Genomic DNA, 621 nt, shown 5'->3' on the forward strand with positions numbered 1-621 from the left:
GTGTGTGGGGGGTGTGTGTGGGTTGTTGGGTTTTGTTGGTGTGGGGTTGTGTGTTGGGGTGGTTGGTGTTTTTGTTGGTTTGGGTGGGTTGGTTTTTGGTTGTTTTGGTGTGGGGGTTGTTTGTGTTGTGGTGGGTGTTGGTGTTGTTGGGGGTGTTGGGGTTGGTGTGGGTTTTGGTGGTGTGGTGTGGTGTGGTGGTGGGTGGGGTGGTGGGTTTGTGTTTTGGGGTTTTTTGTTTGGTTGTTTGGGTGGTGTTTTGGGTGGTGTTGGTGTTGGGTGGGGTGTTTGTGTGGGTGTTGTTGTTGGGTTGGTTGGTTTTGTTGTTGTGTTGTGTTGTGGTGTTGGTGTGGGGGGTGGTTTTGTTGGGTTTGTTGTGTGTGGTTGTTGTGGTTTTTGTGTTGGGTTGTGTGTTGTTTTGGTTGTGGGGGTTGTGTTGGTGTTGGTTTTGGTTGGTTGTGTTTTGTGTTGTTGTGTGTGGGGTGTTGGTGTTTGGGTTGGTGTGTTGGGTGTTGTTGGGTTGGGGGGGTGGTTGTTTGTTTTTGGGTGTTTTTGGGGGGGTTTGGTTGGGTTGTGGTTTTTGTGTTGTGGTGGTGTTTTGTTGTTGTGTGGTGGGGGTGTGGG

General features: G+C 50.4%; 1 protein-coding gene. It reads left to right on the forward strand.

Annotated features, from left to right (window positions below; all coding sequences use genetic code 11):
* Positions 1–621: hypothetical protein (locus ACTHTY_RS11395; RefSeq protein ID WP_440367720.1), on the forward strand; the 621-nt coding region annotated here is incomplete at both ends.

It is taken from the genome of Neisseria sp. P0019.S002 (genome assembly GCF_051957155.1).
GTDB lineage: Bacteria > Pseudomonadota > Gammaproteobacteria > Burkholderiales > Neisseriaceae > Neisseria > Neisseria perflava.